Consider the following 14,995-nt stretch of genomic DNA (forward strand, 5'->3'; position numbering starts at 1 on the left):
TCCCCTTGTCCCCAATTCTCCTTGTCCCCAATTCTCCTTGTTCCCAATGACCAATGACAAATGACAAATGACAAATGACAAATGACAAATGACAAATGACTTTATCGGACTAGCAATTTCTTATATTTACGCGATTAGTTTGCTTGTGATTGGCGAGGGACTGCGTAGGCTGTTTGGTGTAAAGCCGGATTTGACCCGCAAGGTAATCCATATTGGTGCAGGGATGTGGGTTTTCGGTGTCCTGCTATTGTTTAATCGCTGGGAAATCGGAATTATACCTTTTGCCACCTTTATAGGGCTTAACTACCTGTTCTACCGCTACCGATTCATTGGGGCAATGGATACTCAGGATAGCTCACCTGGTACAGTTTATTTCGCTATCTCAGTGACATTGCTTTTCGGGCTACTGTGGCGACCAGACGGGCCAGTAGATAGCGTTGCGATCGCTGTTGCTGGGATAATGGCGATGACCTGGGGTGATGCACTAGCAGCATTAATCGGTAGACGCTTCGGGCAGCATAAATACCAAGTAGGAAATTCAGTGCGTTCCTGGGAAGGTTCGGCAGCAATGTTTGTGGCGAGTACGGTAGTGATTTTCTTGGTGCTGTTGCTGCTACCTGGTTCATCACTGAGTCCTCTAGGAACGCCTTTAGGTTTTGGGTTAGCATTGTTGACGGCGGTGGTAGCTGCTACTTTCGCCACCCTAGTAGAGGCAGTCTCACCCCACGGCACAGATAACCTCAGTGTGCCTTTAGTCACGGCTGGCGTAGTGTGGGTAATAAAACAAAATCTTCACCTGTTCTCTTAAAATTTTCAAAATTCCGTGTTCAAAGGTGCAACTTCCGCCTTCAAAGGTGCAACTTCCGTGTTCAGAGGTGCAACTTCCGAGTTCAGAGGTTCAACTTCCGTGTTCAAAGGTGCAACTTCCGTGTTCAGAGGCTCAACTTCCGTGTTCAGAGGCTCAACTTTCGAGTTCAGAGGTGCAACTTCCGTGTTCAGAGGCTCAACTTCCGAGTTCAAAGGCTCAACTTCCGAGTTCAGAGCTAGTAATGAATACAAAACTCACCTTGACAGCGCCACTTTGCATTCATAAATTCCAATTGCGGCGGAAATGGAAGAAACCTTCTAAAAACTCTTGCCAAGCAATATCTCTATTTAACTTCTGCTTACTCCACTCTCTTCCAGCTTGTTCCAAAATTTCTGAGAAACTGGGATAGACAGGAGATAGATTTGCTAAATCTTTGACTTTAATTTTTTGGGACATTGCTAAGGCAATCAAATTAATCAATTCTCCAGCTTCTGCCCCTAATATCGAAGCTCCCACAATTTCGCCATTGCGTAGCACAATTAATTTACACATACCAGTGGTTTCGTCCCGAAGTTGCGCTGCTGCCACTGTTTTAAAATATTGACGCAAAACTAAAACTTCATCTCGACTAAATAGACGTTTTGCCTGTGCCTCTGTCAAACCCACTTGCGCCACCATCGGCACAGAAAACATTGCCCAAGGAATAGAGCGATAATTTACTCGTAATCTGGGGAAAAAGAGTGCATTTTTTAGGGCAATTTTTGCTTCATAATTAGCGATATTGGCAAAGTCGTAACCACCAATTACATCACCACAAGCGTAAATGCGGTGGTTAGTGGTTTGTAGTTTATCATTTACCACTAAACTACGCTGATGCCATTTCACGCCTACCGTTGCCAAATTTAGGGATTCAATATTCGGCTGTTGTCCAGTCGCCACTAAAATTTCATCAGTTTCAATGGCTTTATCTCCTGCTTGAATCCACTTTTTATCCTCAATTAGCCTCACCTGAGTTACTGGTTTATCGGTGAGGACGCGCACACCTTCGACTTCCAACTGTGCCTGAAGCAATATGGCTATTTCATGGTCAATATGGGAGAGAACATAAGGATGCTTGACTACTAGCGTCACACTGCAACCAAATCGCGCTAAAGTTTGAGCAATTTCAATGCTTTGAGGAGTTCCACCGATAATTACCCAATTTTTGGGTAATGTCTCTCCCTGTAAAGATTGCCAAATATTAGAAAGGGTTAGATAGCCAGTACCTTGCAATCCCTCAATCTCTGGAATTTCTGGACGCGAACCACTCGCTAGCAAATAAGTACGGGCGTGTAATAGGCGATTGTTAACGGCAAAAGCCAGTTGGGGCGAAGATTGAAATTGACCACTGCCAACAATCACATCTACCCCCAGCGCGGCTAGGACGGCGGGAGAATGCTGTTCTTTGAGATTTGCGGCGACGCATTGAGCATACAGCATCGCTTCTTGCCATGCCATAGATATGTGGCATTCTTCTGAAATATCAGTCTTTGTGGCATGAATACCAAAACTAGCGGCATCATTCAACTTCTGCGCCAGTTTACCGATTTCGGTAAGAGCATGGTGATGAGTAAACCCATAGTCTACTTTAGGTTCCACCAAGGCAACCGTAGCACGTAGTTGGGTTGCAGCAAGAGCAGCGTAGTATCCAGCAAGACTGCCGCCAATAATTACAACATCGTAGTCAATTGTCATTTGTCATTTGTCATTTGTCATTGGGCATGGGGCATGGGGAATTGGGAATTGGGAAGAGGACTTGGGGACAAGGAGAAAGACTTGTTTCAAGTTCTCACCTCTTGTCCCCTTGTCCCCTTGTCCCCCTGCCTCCCCTGCTCCCCCTGCCTCCCCTACTTCCCACTCAGCGCTGTTAGTAAGCGTTGGTTATCAGACTCTTCACGTACAGCAACCCGGAAAAAGCGATCGCCTAATTCTTTAAAACTAAGGCAATCACGGATTAAAATCTGGTGATACTTGAGTAATTGGTGCTGTAACTGCGAAGTCGACTCTTGAGACTCAACCAGTAAAAAGTTAGCAGCACTTGCTTGGGGTTGCAATCCCGGTATTTCAGCCAAACCCTGAAAGAGTTGGTTTCGTGCAGGTGGTAGCCATGCCCAGGTTTGCTGCTGAAACTCTGTATCCTGGAGGGCTGCAATTGCTGCTGCCGCCGCTAGAGTGTTTACGGGCCAGGGGTCACGCCATTGCTGCCATTTAGCTAGGCAGTCGGGGTGGGCGATCGCATATCCCAATCGCAATCCGGGGAGACTGTAAAATTTGGTTAGCGATCGCAATATTACTAAATTCGGATATTCCTGCACCACCGGAATTAGGCTTTGTTCCTCATTAGGCGGCACAAAATCCATAAATGCTTCATCCACCACAACCAAAGCAAATTGCTCCAGGTAGGGCAAAATAGAGTCCCGTGAAAATATCTTTCCGGTTGGGTTGTGGGGATTATTCAGCAATAATCCTTTGTCCTTTGTCCTTTGTCCTTTGTCAATGAATAATGACCAATGACCAGTGATTAATGACAAAGGACACTCCAGCACATTAGCGTTATACGCTGCCAAGGTTCGGTAATAGTCACCAAAGGCTGGAGTGATTAAAGTTGTCGCGGCTAATTGAGCCAATTCCCTACCTATTAAAGTGAGTAATTCTGCGGAGCCGTTACCCGGCAGAATCCACTCAGGAGGCAGTTGATGGAAGTGACTGAGAGCTAGTCTCAGTTCACTATAGTTTGGATCTGGATAGTGCTTAAGATTACCAAGTTGGGACAGTATAGCAGCGATCGCGCTGTTTGGAGGCCCCAACGGGCTGATGCTAGCAGAAAAATCCAGAATAGCATCAGGGGGACAGCCAGCCAGTGCTGCTGCCCAGGCTAAATTCCCCCCGTGTGCAGGTTGCCGCATTAAAAAAGGGTTCCCGAAGACAGAACCTATGCTTTTGGGGGTGCTACCTTTTCTCTAAACAGTTTGCCTGCGGAGAAAGCAGGAACTCTCGTTGCGGGAATTTCCATTTTCTCATTTGTTTTCGGGTTGCGACCTTCGCGGGCTTTACGTTCGCGTGATTCAAATGAGCCAAATCCCACCAATGTCACCTTATCACCAGAGGAAACTGCTTCAATAATCGTTTCCAAAGCGGCAGTTAAGACTGCATCCGCTTGTTTTTTGGTAACACTAGCTTTTTCAGCTACGGCATCAACTAATTCACCTTTGTTCATGTCAAACTCCTGAAGGTTTACTTGAGATTCTTTACGGATGCACCCTGGTACACCTGTACTGAAATCTTTGTTAGCGGGAATACAAAAATCATCCTTTGGGAGTATGTTTACTCAAAACGGCTGTACATCCCATCGGCTCGACTTTTCAATGAATCATTCTAAAGCGTTGTAGCCTGATGTGGATAGATGAAACCATTAATTTATATAGATTTCAGGATTTTTTGTAGTTTTAGGGTAGTTGTTTCACTAAAAACCACCCCAAAAGTAGGAAAAAATACCTAGTAAATCCCGCAATCGCCAAGAAAACAGGGGAGTGAGGAGGTGGGAGATGGTGAGGATTTGTTGGGATTAATTACCGATGTTGAAGAGTTATTGCTGAGATTAACCAATTTTTATGGAAATCAAAGACTCATGTTCCCGATTTCTCTAAAAAGTCGGGTATTTTGCTTACTTTTCATATCATCTGAAAAATCCAACACGAAATTTAACCCCCTAGCGAGCTTTTTTAGTAGGGAAGGGGGAAAAATTAAAGCGTCTCCCCTACAAGGCTATTCATTAGTTACATCTTTCTTAACATTTGTTAGCGATCGCTGGGACAATTTGTTCTAGTGCGTCCATTACGCAAGAAGATCCCCGACTTCTTTAAGAAGTCGGGGATCTGAGCCTTTGCCAAATGTAACTTACCTACTTTTTATCTTTATTGCCTACCGGGAAGCTTCAACCCTCGACGTTCAAGGATTTGCCGAACTTCTGGGCTGGGATTGTAGTTATAACCATAAGAGGAGTTTTCAGAGTCATCCATAATTTGAGGTGTGAGTAATACAATCACCTCATTGCGCTGGTTGGATCTATTTGTTTTTCTAAACAGCGCACCAATCAGTGGAAGATCGCCCAAAATAGGAATCTTGGAAATACTTGTTCGGTCTTGGTCTTGAATAATCCCTGAGAGAATTAGTGTCTGACCATCTCGTAAGCGAATTAAGCCAGAAGTAAGGGAACGCTCAGAGACTAAAACAATTTGTCCATTTCCTGTATTTTGTGAGCCTGTGGGAGCGCTGACAGTAGGAGCAACCGATAGAGAAACGAACCCATTATCGTCAATCCGGTCAATTTTCACACTTAAGGTTAAGCCAACTTTTTGTTTTTCAATTGTTCTTTCTGTCCTAGAACCACCAGAAGTATCCGTTGTTTGGAGAGTTATATTTCCCACTACTTCCTGAGTCAGATTGACAAGAGCCTGTTGACCTTCTTGGACAATTAAAGTTGGGTCAGTCAAAATCTTGGCATTGCCATTTGTAACTTGAGCTTGCAAACTACTGAGAAGACGTTTAGGAAATTGGTATAGAGAAGGCAAACTAAATGTAGATGTTGCACGAGTGCCTGGTGCATAGGTACTAGTTTGTCTTCCAGTTACGGGGTCAGTAGTAATCGTTACCGTGTCTGGTGTTCCTGGAGTGAAATCTGAAAGGCCAGGGGTCGTTGGATTGCCATTTGCGGGAGAAATAGGTTGGAGGAAGGTCGCATCACCTGGAATTTCTTGTACAACTTGGCCATCTCGTATAACTCTCAAGCCAGAACCTCCATTTGGCACCGTGAACGTACCATTTTGGTTAAGTAAAGGCTCGCCTGTGATTGGATTGGTAATAGTAGGTGTACTAGTCACACTGTTTGCTACTTCAGAACTAGTAGCTGGTCTGGAACCACCGAAATTAAGAGACGCTGCACCACCATCATTGCTGAAGTAGTTGTTGCCAATCCCAAAAGAGAAGCTAGTGTTGTAGTCCTGAGTGTTATTGAGATTAACATCGATAATCTTGACGTTAACTACCACTTGACGACGGCGAATATCAAGCTGAGTTAGTTGAGCCATTGCCATCTGAACTAGCTTGGGAGGCCCAATCAAGGTTAAAGAATTAGTGCGTTCATCTCCTAATGCCTGTAAACCTCTCAGTAATGGGTTAGAATCTTTGAAATCAACGCGTTGAGTTTCAACCTTGGTTTCTGTAGTTGTCTGAGCTTGTGTGATGGGAGCAGATGCATTCCCAACAGCTACAGCACTAACACTGGTGACTTGTCGTTCGCGGCTGATGGCACTTTCTGCCCCCAAGCCAACCAAAAAGTTGATGGCGACTCCCACCGTGACCTGATTGAGTCGCAGGTTACGCATAACCATGTCACGGGTGGAATTAGGTAGTTTAGGCCCCACAAAAACTGTGCGATTACTGCGGTTAGCTTCTAAACCACTCAAACGCAAGACGTAGTTGAACACATCTTGCACTGGCTCGTTTTCTATATCTAAAGAGATGGTTTGAGAAGTTGCTTGTGCAGCAGCACCTGGTTGACCTCCACCACCTTGCTCACCTCCGATATAAGCCAGGTTTAAATTAGCAGCACGAGCAAGCAATGACAAAACCTCACGCACCGGCGCATCTCGCAATACTAAGCGGGGTACACGTTCCTGAGTTCCTAAGTCAATGGTGCTAGGAGAAGCATCAGTGGCGGAAACAGCAATATCTCCTACCGGTGGGGCGACGGCTCTGGGTAAAAAAGGTGGAGCCTGGCTTAGGGGTTGGCCAGGCCCTGCGGCTTGTGCAGGTTGTCCGTCAATGGTGACTTCTGGGTTGGGAACAAGAACACCTGAATTTTGACCAGATTTGGCTGGAGTTGTAGCAGGCGGTGCTGTGGGTGTTGGCACTGTTGGCGTTGGTGCTGATGCTATAGTGCCTGCCGAAGGGCTAAAGCTGAGTGTAATTCCATTTTGCGATCGCACCACGGGTTGACTGCTAGGTATATTGCTGCTGCCAGTTACCGTTACCCGAATGCTGTTGGCATCAAGCTGGCTAACCTCGACAGATGCAATTCCTGGTGCTGGGCTATCTTGACGAAAACTATTACCTTGTGGTAATCGTAATTGAGTATTGATAATATCTGCAACTAAAGCCTTACCTCTTTTTGTCGTGAAAACTTGGGGGCGCGAGCCTGAAGAAGTTTTCAAAGCAACACTAATTCCACCATTAACTGGATTTAACTGGACATTAGTAACTTGACTAATTTGTGCCCAAACTGGTTGAGCTGCCAAAAATACAAAAGCGGCAGTACCTAATATAAAACTATTACCGTGAAGCTGTTTCACAGTTCATTCCTCACCTAATAAAACCTTGTTTACAAACAATTTTGAGTAGTTCGTTAAAAGTAAGAAGTTATGAATGAATAGTTAGGAATGATAACTCCTAACTCACAATTCACAATTCATAACTACTAATTCAAAACTCTTAACTACTCATTCCTAACTACTTTTTCGGGGTAGCTTTAGCTGCGGCAGCAGCTTTAGCTGCTATTTCTTCAGGACTAAGCGGCATCAATACCTGTAACTGGAATGACGTATTAATCGCTACTGGCCCAACCTGTACCGGTGTTTTGTCTAATGGGGATCTTGATTCTAATGGAGCCAAAGTTGCTTGATAATCTTTAATTATTAACAAAGGCTGTAATCGCTCAATGTTACGAATTATCGATTGTGTTTGCTCATAAGTTCCTGTAATTTCGGCATTGATAGTGCTGCGTTGCAGCTTGCCGTCAACCTTTAGTCCTAGAGATCCATCAGTAATCGGTTCTGGTTTTTGGGAAACTGGCACAAATTTCTTCAGTTTGGCTCTGACTGCATTAATAGAAGTTGGAGTATTGCCAGACTCAACTAAGCGGTTCATATCTAACAACAATGTGTCTAAGGTTTTCTCGTTAGCAAATAAACCTAAAACCTGAACTTTTTGCTGTTTAGCCTGTGCTAGTTCCTCTTTAACTTTTTCAATCTGTTTGATATTGGCTTTTTTTTGCTCAATTTGCCCTTGCAGTTCAGAGCTTTTTGCTTGCTGCTGCTGATAGCTTTCCCAAGCTGGCATCAGCAGGTTTAACAATATATAACCTGCTCCCGCTAAACCAATTACCCCTACCAAGATGCCAATGATTTTTGGCGTGAAGGCAATACCAAATAGCACAGGGGACGCTGGCGTTGCCTGATCGAATTCCCCACCTTGTTCAGCAAAATTTAAATCATCACTCAGCGTCATTTTGGAATGACTCCTGTTTGTTGCATACTACGAATTCGAGTTACTAACCCCACTGTGCCTTTTTTTTCCAACTCCCGGATTAATTCCGAAGCTGGAACGTCACTCATACCAGATTGGATAGTGTATTTAACTACTTGTGGAGGCTTAATTGTTACACCACTAGGAGGTTGAGCTGCACCTGGTATTGAGGGAGCATCTACTAACGTTGCCGTTAGAATTCTGCTTTCTGTGGACTTCAAGAACCGAGACTGTTGTAAACTCAATAAGAAATCATTGACATCGTTAAAAGAACGAGCAAATCCAGTAATTTCTAATCCCCCCGAGGGATTGCTTGGAGGCAGCCCTTCAGCTACCGCAATTGGTGGGATTTGTCTGATGGTCTCGATTTGCACTGCCGTTGGGATGCGATCGCGCAAATCTTGTAGCATTGCTGACCAAGGTCGAATCTGGTCAAATACAGTTACTAAAGCTTGAGTTTCTCCTTTAACTGCACTCGTCTCGGCTTTGATTTTGTTCAGATTTCCTATTTCAGTATCTAATTTCTTGCTTTCCTGATCGAGTGTTGCTATTTGAGCATCTAATTCAACAATCTTCCCTTGCAACAAGAACCAACTAACTCCCAATAAAGCTGGAAGAACTATACCTACTGCAACTCCCACATACACTGGTGTCAAATTACCCGTAGGGAAGTTTAGGGATATTCCTCCTTTTCTCTCCGGCTTTTGCTGGTATGCTGGGCGATCTTTAAGAAAATTAACATCCAAACTGTACATTTTCTCACACCAAGTAGAAACAAATATTTATGGTTTGAGAATTCTCAAACAGCGTAACTATCAAAACAGACAATCCAAAATCTAAAATCGGTATTACACCTCCCGCATACCTAAACCAAGTACAATCGCCAAGCCAGAGCGTTGTACCTGTGGATATTTATCAGTGTCAACTTCTAACGACAAAGACCCAATTGGATCTATTTGGGTAGTTGGTAAGCTCAATCGTTGGGTAAAGAATTCATCTAGCTGTTGGAGTCCGCCTCCTGGCCCAGCTAATAAAATCTGCGCTACCTCCAAATTTTCACTTTGATTAAGGTAAAAATCGATTGAACGGCGCAGTTCATCCGTTAGTTCTCCCAATACTCTTAATATGGCTGCCATACCAGGATCGATTTCGGTAACACCGGTTTTCCCCCCATCTAGGGGAGTTGGGGGAATAATCATTCCGTGTAACAGTTCCATATCTCGTGATGTGGGTAAGCTCATTGCCCTTGCTAACGCAGTTTGCATTTGATAAGTGCCTATGGGCACTGTGCGCGAAAATTGCGGTACTCCGTTAACAATGATGGCGATTTCTGTACTGTCGAACTCTATATCAACTAGGACTGCTGCTTCTTGCGGCCCAAATTGTCGCAGTTGCTCACGAATAGTCCTAATCAGGGCAAAACTGTTAATTTCTAAAACATCAATTTGTAGTCCTGCCTGTTCGAATGTACTTATATAGGTATCCGTTATTTCCTTGCGAGTGGCTACTAGAAGTACATGTACTTTTTCAATGCCATCCTCATCTACAAAGTAGTCAAGTTTTTGATAATCTACATCAGCTTCTTCACGAGGATAGGGTAAATACAAACCTGCTTCATGGTTTAGCACCATTTCTCGCAGTTCTTTGTCATCTAACTCCGTTGGTACAGGTATAATCCGAACGATGGAATCTCGCCCTGGTACACCAGTGGCAACACGAGTAGTTTTGATTTTGCTTTCAGCTAGCGCCTGCTGGATTAATTGCGCCATTGCTGCGGGATCGGTGATTTGACCATCGGTAACTACGCCTTCTGGAACTGCTACCGATGTAAAGGTTTCTAGTTTCAAGCCTTGACGCTGTTTGCGTAGCTGAACTACATTTACCCGTTCGGGAGCAAGTTCAATGCCGACCCCTTTATTCGATTTGCCAAACAGACGATTGAATTTTTGTACCACAGTTGTGCCCGATGGACTGCTAAATTGAAAATTTAAATTTGTTGTGGATAGAAACGTAATATATTACGTCTCTACACGTAATTTATTTAGCCTATAATCTCGACAATTCTGTCTAAGCTTTTCACACTGATCAAGCGTAAAAATACTGGGAAAATGATTCAATTGCGAAAATTTAAACAACTTCTTGCTTTGGCACTGCTTGGCTTATTAACCAGTTGGATTGTAAGTTGCAGCACAGGTAATGTTAGTACAAATACAAAACAAGCTAATTCAGGAGGGTCAACTATTGAGTTTTGGACAATGCAACTCCAACCTCAATTTACCGACTACTTCAAAAACCTAATTGCAAATTTTGAATCACAAAATCCAGGTATAAAGATTAACTGGGTTGATGTGCCTTGGGCAGCTATGGAGAACAAAATTTTAACAGCTGTCTCAGCAAAAACGCCACCTGATGTAGTTAACCTCAATCCGGGTTTCGCTTCCCAACTGGCGGGTCGAAATGCCTGGTTAGATTTAGATACGAAAGTCTCAAACGATATACGTTCCTCCTATCTACCGAATATCTGGAAAGCCAGTACGCTTAATGGCAAGAGTTTTGGGTTTCCCTGGTATCTCACCACAAGGTTAACCATTTATAACACTGATTTATTAAAACAGGCAGGTATCAATAAGGTACCCGCAACCTACGCAGAATTAGCACAAGCAGCACAACAAATTAAAGATAAGACTGGCAAATATGCCTTTTTTGTAACTTTCGTACCGCAAGATTCCGGTGAAGTGCTGGAATCTTTCGTGCAAATGGGAGTCAGTCTAATAGATGCTGAGGGGAAAGCAGCGTTTAATTCAGCACAAGGTAAGGCAGCGTTTCAATACTGGGTAGATTTGTATAAAAAAGGGCTACTGCCTAAAGAGGCTTTAACACAAGGACATCGCCATGCGATCGATTTATATCAATCTGGAGAAACTGTGTTTCTAGCTTCTGGGCCAGAGTTTCTGAAAACGATCGCTAATAATGCCCCAAAAATCGCTCAAGCTACGGGAATAGCACCTCAACTCACTGGTGACACAGGTAAAAAAAATGTCGCGGTAATGAACATAGTTATTCCCCGCGACACGAAACAACCAGATGGCGCTGTGAAGTTTGCTTTATTTGTCACCAATGACGAAAATCAGTTAGCTTTTGCGAAAGCTGCAAATGTTTTACCTTCTACAGTCAAGGCATTGTCTGATAGTTACTTTAAAGATGTTCCAGCTAATGCTTCAACAATAGAAAAAGCGCGAGTTATGAGTGCTAAAGAACTACAAAAGGCAGAAATATTAACCCCTAATTTGAAGGATTTTAACAAACTGCAAAAGGCAATTTATGAGAATTTACAAGCAGCAATGTTAGGAGAGAAAAATGTAGATAAAGCTGTAGAAGATGCGGCGCAGGAGTGGAACAACAGATAAATTTGGGAATTGGAAATTGGGCATGGGCAAGAGGACTTGGGGACAAGGAGAATTGGGGACAAGGGGAAAGACTTGTTTCAAGTTCTCACCTCTTGTCCCCTGGCTCCCTGCCCCATTGCCTCTATAGCGATGGTATATTTTTTTATTTGGATGTCCCTTATCTCACTACTTACTCCCCATCTGTAAAAAATCACCTACTAGATAAAGGGAACCACATAAAACGATTAAATTGTCTGTGGTGGTTGAGATTGCGGCTTCTAGGGCTGTAAATAAATCTGGATGGATTTGGCGATCGCTTAATTTGGGACAGATGCTATAAGCTAGGTTTGCTAAGGAGTCTAGATCGGCAGAGGTTCTACCTGGCCAGGATTCTACTGGTATTGGTACTAAAAAAAGGCGATCGCCGGGGCGCAGTAGGGCGGCAAAAATATCAGCATGATCCTTATCGGAAAACATTCCCATAACCCAAGTGATGGGCTTGGGATTAACAGCGTCTAAGCTATCAACATACTGACGAAGAACTTGGGCGGCGGCAGTATTATGAGCGCCATCAAGTAATATTTTATGGTTGTTCCACGTAGCCCACTGCATCCGCCCTGGCCATTGAGTTTTTGCCATGCCCTTAATTATGGCTTCTTCAGAAATCTGCCAACCCTGTTGTTGGAGAATTTCTAAAGCTGCTATTGCCAAAGCTGAATTTGCTAATTGAATTTGTCCGGCTAATGGCAAAGGATATTTAATTAATTGAGAGTTTTGAAGTGTTTGATATTCTGCCCATCCTGTAGCGATTTGACGGGCAGGTTGAGGCGTAAAAATTGGACATTCTAATTCTAAAGCGCGCGATCGCACAACTTCTTCTGCATCTGGCGGCAATTGCCCAACTACAACGGGACATCCAGGTTTGAGAATACCTGCTTTTTCTCTAGCAATATCCGCGACGGTGGGGCCAAGTTGCTGCCAATGTTCTCGACTGATGGAAGTGATGATAGTAACTATGGGTTCCAAGCAGACATTGGTAGCATCTAAGCGCCCTCCTAGTCCGACTTCTACCACAGCCACATCTACTTGCTGCTGGGCAAAATATAACCAAGCAGCCGCCGTAATTACTTCAAACTGAGTTGCCGATTCGTCTTCAGGACGAATCACTCCTTGAACTTTTTCTAATAATTGGCTCAATTCCTCAGAAGAAATTGGCTGTTCATTCAGACAAATACGTTCTGTCCAATCGACTAAATGCGGTGAAGTGTAGCGTCCTGTACGATAACCAGCCTCAGTAAGTACGGAGGAAAGATAGGCACAGACGGAACCTTTGCCATTAGTGCCAGCAACATGAATTACCGGGACTTGCTGATGAGGATTGCCGAGATTTGCCAATAAGTTGACAATGCGATCGAGTCCCAGATGGACACCAAAGCGTTGAAGAGGTTGTATTACAGAATCGATATTCAAAGAAGGGGAGTGGGGAGTGGGGAGTAGGGAATGGGGGCAGGGGAAGCAGGGGGAGAAGAACTATTATTATTGTTCAATGCCCCATGCCTTATGCCCCATGCCCAATTAATGAATTTAGGCTTCCCGATCCAAAAAGCCTTGAATTTGTCTTAAAGCCGCAGCGCCAATATTAAACACTGCCCAGCTAGCAGCAATGACAACTGGTGCTAAAACGATCGCTATCCGGTAATCGATATCCATATCTAGAACCCCTCTCTTAAGTAGAAATTAAAGTTTTGTCAACTGCTCTCATTTTTATTTTTAGCTGAAGTGGGTAACTTTTCCCAACATATATGTAAAGAATGTTTAAATTATTGGGAATTGGGAATTGGGAATTGGGCATTTGCAAGAATATTAGTATTGCCCAGTCCCTAATCCCTAACCCGGATTTCTCACGCATAGTGTAGGCAGAGGAGTGTGGGGGGTAAGACTTCTTCCCCCCACACTCCCCACACTTCCCACACCTCCCACACCCCTTGGATTTCTCACTTGTGAGAAATAAAGCCAATATCAGTCCCTTTCCCAGCATGAACTAAAGCTAACTTTTGGTAACGTTTAGCGTGTTCAATTAGTTCTGCGGCTTCAGCTTCTGTTAATTGTCGTAACACTTTGCCTGGAACACCTACAACTAGTGACAAAGGCGGTATATTTTTAGTTACGACTGCGCCAGCACCAATAATGCTACCAGCACCCACTCGTACCCCGTCTAAAATAACCGCACCAATGCCAATCAAACTTCCACGCTCAATGTAAGCGGAATGTACCACAGCGCGATGCCCTACGGTAACATGATCTTCTAAAATTGTCGGAAAACCAGGATCGCCATGTAGAATTGCACCATCTTGAATATTTGTGCATTCGCCAATTTCAATTCGTTCTACATCTGCTCTAACTACTGCTCCATACCAAATGCTCACCCCTGCTGCTATATTTACCGAACCCATAACAACAGCATTGGCTGCGATGAAAGCAGCTTGAGAAAAATCAGGAGATGTCCAGTAAGAAGCGGTAGACACGATAGAATATGAATAATGGTACCAAGGAACACTGGAGAAACTCCAACCTTTGAGGCTGGTTGCACGACCAGGATATCACAGCGTCAAGCCTCTACGCTGAGTAAAACACTAGTGAACAATGTTATTGCCGCAACTCTGTGTCTGTGCAGCAGTCAACAAGTAACCCAAAGTGGTAGAGCCGCAGTGTATAATCCAATACGCTGGTGCTGGTGAAGACAAAATTATGTTTGTACGCACTTCATGATGAATCCAGGCTTTCAGTACCCGATGTTTGGGCCGGAAATACAGTGTCCCCATTGTCGCCAGACTATTCCGGCGCTGACATTAACAGATACCTATTTGTGTCCGCGTCATGGCGCTTTTGAAGCTAATCCTCAAAATGGAGAGTTAATCCATTTGCAATCAGGCCGTCATTGGCGGAGGTGGAATAATGACTGGTATAGGCAGCATACTCATCCCGATGGTATTCGGTTTGAAATTCACGAAGCATTAGATAAGCTCTATACCCAAGGTTATCGAGCCACAAAAGTGATTATTGCTCACCGCTATCAGGAATTGATGAGTGGCTATTTAGAACGCAGTACACCTTGGCGTTCTGGACAACCAGAAGTTACGGCTGCTCGACTATACGGCTTACCGGTAGAGTTTAGCCCCGATACCTCAGAAGATCCCTGTTGGGAAGTGATTAATTTTGACTTGGAAAAAGAGCCTGGTGTCCCTGTACGCTACCCTTATTTCAGGTTGTTTGAGTAATGATCATTTGTCATTAGTCATTTGTCATTAGTCATTTGTCATTGGTCATTGGTCATTAGTGAATCAGGGATTACCAAGAAAAAAATTATCCAATCTTGTGGGGTGGACATCTTGTCCGCCCTTGGTTATGGGTGGGCGAGACGCTCTGAATTGATACTTACGAGCGGGCTGCACCAATGGCG

The 14,995-nt window shown here is 44.0% G+C and carries 14 protein-coding genes; 3 read left to right on the forward strand and 11 right to left on the reverse strand.

Annotation, left to right across the window (positions count from 1 at the left end):
- Nucleotides 1-88: 88 nt before the first annotated feature.
- Nucleotides 89-808: a diacylglycerol/polyprenol kinase family protein gene (locus FD724_RS11050; protein ID WP_179072665.1), complete on the forward strand. Its 720-nt coding sequence runs from the start codon at nucleotides 89-91 to the stop codon at nucleotides 806-808.
- A gap of 5 nt (nucleotides 809-813) precedes the next feature.
- On the opposite strand, the gene FD724_RS11055 is transcribed toward FD724_RS11050, so the two are convergent.
- From FD724_RS11055 to pilM, 8 genes are all read right to left on the reverse strand, one after another.
- Nucleotides 814-1,059: a hypothetical protein gene (locus FD724_RS11055; RefSeq protein WP_179072666.1), complete on the reverse strand. Its 246-nt coding sequence runs from the start codon at nucleotides 1,057-1,059 to the stop codon at nucleotides 814-816.
- 28 nt (nucleotides 1,060-1,087) lie between these two features.
- Nucleotides 1,088-2,542, reverse strand: a complete 1,455-nt coding sequence (locus tag FD724_RS11060) for an NAD(P)/FAD-dependent oxidoreductase (protein ID WP_179072667.1) — start codon at nucleotides 2,540-2,542, stop codon at nucleotides 1,088-1,090.
- 152 nt (nucleotides 2,543-2,694) lie between these two features.
- A complete protein-coding gene (gene cobD / locus FD724_RS11065) occupies nucleotides 2,695-3,753 on the reverse strand; it encodes a threonine-phosphate decarboxylase CobD (RefSeq protein ID WP_179072668.1) in 1,059 nt (352 codons plus the stop codon).
- 26 nt (nucleotides 3,754-3,779) lie between these two features.
- Entirely contained in the window at nucleotides 3,780-4,064 is a 285-nt protein-coding gene (locus FD724_RS11070; protein WP_010998076.1) for an HU family DNA-binding protein, read from the reverse strand.
- 697 nt (nucleotides 4,065-4,761) lie between these two features.
- The gene (locus tag FD724_RS11075) at nucleotides 4,762-7,197 is read right to left on the reverse strand and encodes a type IV pilus secretin family protein (RefSeq protein WP_179072669.1); all 2,436 of its coding nucleotides are present in this window, start codon (nucleotides 7,195-7,197) and stop codon (nucleotides 4,762-4,764) included.
- Between the two features lie 157 nt (nucleotides 7,198-7,354).
- Nucleotides 7,355-8,131: a pilus assembly protein PilO gene (locus FD724_RS11080; RefSeq protein ID WP_114085262.1), complete on the reverse strand. Its 777-nt coding sequence runs from the start codon at nucleotides 8,129-8,131 to the stop codon at nucleotides 7,355-7,357.
- Complete coding sequence (locus FD724_RS11085; protein WP_179072670.1) at nucleotides 8,128-8,904, reverse strand: PilN domain-containing protein; 777 nt, start codon at nucleotides 8,902-8,904, stop codon at nucleotides 8,128-8,130. The genes FD724_RS11080 and FD724_RS11085 overlap by 4 nt, the downstream gene beginning before the upstream one ends.
- A gap of 93 nt (nucleotides 8,905-8,997) precedes the next feature.
- Complete coding sequence (gene pilM / locus FD724_RS11090; protein WP_114085264.1) at nucleotides 8,998-10,104, reverse strand: type IV pilus assembly protein PilM; 1,107 nt, start codon at nucleotides 10,102-10,104, stop codon at nucleotides 8,998-9,000.
- Nucleotides 10,105-10,257: 153 nt separating this feature from the next.
- Here pilM and FD724_RS11095 point away from each other — a divergent pair, with 153 nt between their 5' ends.
- Entirely contained in the window at nucleotides 10,258-11,556 is a 1,299-nt protein-coding gene (locus tag FD724_RS11095) for a sugar ABC transporter substrate-binding protein (RefSeq protein ID WP_179072671.1), read from the forward strand.
- 165 nt (nucleotides 11,557-11,721) lie between these two features.
- On the opposite strand, the gene FD724_RS11100 is transcribed toward FD724_RS11095, so the two are convergent.
- From FD724_RS11100 to FD724_RS11110, 3 genes are all read right to left on the reverse strand, one after another.
- Nucleotides 11,722-13,005 (reverse strand): folylpolyglutamate synthase/dihydrofolate synthase family protein, encoded by a 1,284-nt coding sequence (locus tag FD724_RS11100; RefSeq protein WP_179072672.1) that lies wholly within the window; start codon nucleotides 13,003-13,005, stop codon nucleotides 11,722-11,724.
- A gap of 114 nt (nucleotides 13,006-13,119) precedes the next feature.
- The gene (locus FD724_RS11105; RefSeq protein ID WP_012411301.1) at nucleotides 13,120-13,245 is read right to left on the reverse strand and encodes a photosystem II protein Y; all 126 of its coding nucleotides are present in this window, start codon (nucleotides 13,243-13,245) and stop codon (nucleotides 13,120-13,122) included.
- Nucleotides 13,246-13,529: 284 nt separating this feature from the next.
- Complete coding sequence (locus FD724_RS11110) at nucleotides 13,530-14,060, reverse strand: gamma carbonic anhydrase family protein (RefSeq protein WP_179072673.1); 531 nt, start codon at nucleotides 14,058-14,060, stop codon at nucleotides 13,530-13,532.
- Between the two features lie 240 nt (nucleotides 14,061-14,300).
- Here FD724_RS11110 and FD724_RS11115 point away from each other — a divergent pair, with 240 nt between their 5' ends.
- Nucleotides 14,301-14,813, forward strand: a complete 513-nt coding sequence (locus FD724_RS11115; protein WP_114085268.1) for a TIGR02652 family protein — start codon at nucleotides 14,301-14,303, stop codon at nucleotides 14,811-14,813.
- The last annotated feature ends 182 nt before the right edge of the window (nucleotides 14,814-14,995 follow it).

Source organism: Nostoc sp. C057 (assembly GCF_013393925.1).
GTDB lineage: Bacteria > Cyanobacteriota > Cyanobacteriia > Cyanobacteriales > Nostocaceae > Nostoc > Nostoc muscorum_A.